2 protein-coding genes are annotated in these 2,104 nt (G+C 60.6%); both read right to left on the bottom strand.

Annotated elements, in window-relative coordinates; translation table 11 throughout:
* Window positions 1-912: cytochrome ubiquinol oxidase subunit I (locus tag EN993_RS35140; protein WP_164758035.1), on the bottom strand; the 912-nt coding region annotated here is incomplete at its 3' end.
* 169 nt (window positions 913-1,081) lie between these two features.
* The coding region (metB, locus tag EN993_RS35135) for a cystathionine gamma-synthase (RefSeq protein WP_127266177.1) at window positions 1,082-2,104 on the bottom strand (1,023 nt) is incomplete at its 5' end.

Here is a 2,104-nt window from a genome sequence, read left to right as displayed (position 1 = left end):
GCCCTTAACCTCGCCGTCAAGCTCATGGGTGAGAACGAGGCTGCCAAGCCATGGAAGATCTATGGCAAAGAGGTTGCGCTCGGCTTTGTCATCCGGAATGGCGAAAAGGGTAAGCGGCACCTGTCGGGCAGTTTCCCAGCGCGCTTCAATCGCGGCGAGCTTGGCCGGCTGGTGGTCGCGCGTGTTCAGACCGTGCTGGTCGCCGATGAACATCTGCAGCGGGACCAGCACGGTCAGCAGCCAGAGCGTCATCGACAGCATCGTTCGGCCTTCCTCAACGGACCGCCCGCGACGCATCAAATAGGCGCCGACGCCCATGACGACGAAGCCTGTCGTGACGAAGAACGCGACGACGGTATGCGCCAGCCGATAGGGAAAGGAAGGATTGAAGACCACCTTGAACCAGTCCGTCGGGAAGAAACGGCCATCGATGATCTCGTAGCCGGCCGGCGTCTGCATCCAGCTGTTGGCAGACAGGATCCAGAATGAAGACAGCAAAGTGCCGAGCGCCACCATTAGCGCGGCAACGAAATGCGCCCAGCGCGGCACCAGTTGCCGTCCGAAAAGAAGGACGCCGAGGAAGGCCGCCTCCAGGAAAAACGCCGTCAGGCCCTCATAGGCGAAAAGCGGGGAAAGCACATTTGCGGTTGCGTCGGAAAAGCGGCTCCAGTTCGTACCGAACTGGAAAGGCATGACGACCCCGGTGACGACGCCCATGCCGAAAGCAATCGAAAATATCTTGATCCAGAACGTCGAGATGCGGAGATAGATGTCCTTCCCGGTGAAAAAATTCAGGCCTTCGAGCATCGCGATGTACGCGGCCAATCCCACGGTGATGGCTGGTAACAGGATGTGCCAGCCGATGACCCAGGCGAATTGCAGTCGCGACAGGAATGCAGGATCGAAGTCCATCACTCGTCCCTCCAAACGAAAACGAGCTTGCCTCATGAATCCAACTGCGCCGTAGCCACGACAGTGGACAGGGCTCGTCTTCAGGCCGTCGTCACGCTATAGCAACCAGCGACGATGTCGATAGCGCCGTTTTTTGACCACCTCTGCGCTCCCATCACATCGGCCCCTCCTAACCAGCGGCTTTGGAAAGCGCTAGCTCAAGGTCGGCGATCAGATCAGTCTCCGCTTCGAGGCCGACCGATAGCCTCAGCAGGCTGTCGCTTATTCCGGCGACCTTTCGGGCCTCGGCGCCCATTCCAGCATGGGTCATGGTAGCCGGATGGGCAATAAGGCTCTCGACGCCACCGAGAGACTCGGCCAACGTGATAACTTCGACCGCTTCGACGAAGCGCCGAACCGCCTCAACGCCTCCAGCCAGTTCGAAGCTCAGCATCGCTCCGAACCCGGCTTGCTGAGCCTTGGCGATCGCATGGCCTGGATGGGATTCGAGACCCGGATAATGGACCGCGCTGACTTGTGCCTGTCTTTGCAGGAATGCGGCGACCGCCGCTGTGTTTGTTTGCTGCCGCTCGATGCGCGGGAACAGCGTGCGAAGGCCTCTGAGTGTCAGGTAGGCATCGAAAGGTGCACCTGTCACGCCGGTGATCTTGGCCCACTCGGAGAGTGCGCCCGCATCGCCCGCTTGCGTCGCGACGATGGCGCCGCCTACCACATCGGAATGGCCATTCAGGTATTTTGTGGTCGAATGGACGACAAAATCCGCGCCCAGCGCGATCGGCCGCTGCAGAGCAGGCGACAGGAAGGTGTTGTCCACGGCAACCTTAGCGCCGACGGCCTTTGCCTGAGAAGCGATCGAGCGGATATCGACGACGCGCATCAGCGGGTTGCTCGGTGTCTCGATCAAGACGAGAGCTGGCTTCTTTGACAACGTTGCGGACAACGCTGCTGCGTCGCCCTGATCAACGAAGAGGACGTCGAAATGCCCCTTGTCGCGACGCAACGAGAGCAGACGGTAGGTGCCGCCATAGCAATCGTGCGGCGCAACGATGAGTTCGTCTCGTCCCAATTGCCCAAGCAGCAGGTCGACCGCCGCCATGCCCGAGGAGGTGACGACCGCTCCAGCGCCGCCTTCCAGCCTGGCCAATGTATCGGCCAGCATGTCGCGGCTCGGATTGCCGGCTCGCGTGTATTC

The organism is Mesorhizobium sp. M7D.F.Ca.US.004.01.2.1, from assembly GCF_003997785.1.
In the GTDB taxonomy this organism is placed as follows: Bacteria; Pseudomonadota; Alphaproteobacteria; order Rhizobiales; family Rhizobiaceae; genus Mesorhizobium; species Mesorhizobium loti.
The sequence above is the reverse complement of the archived record's forward strand: the minus strand, read 5'-3'. Positions and strand labels throughout refer to the sequence as shown.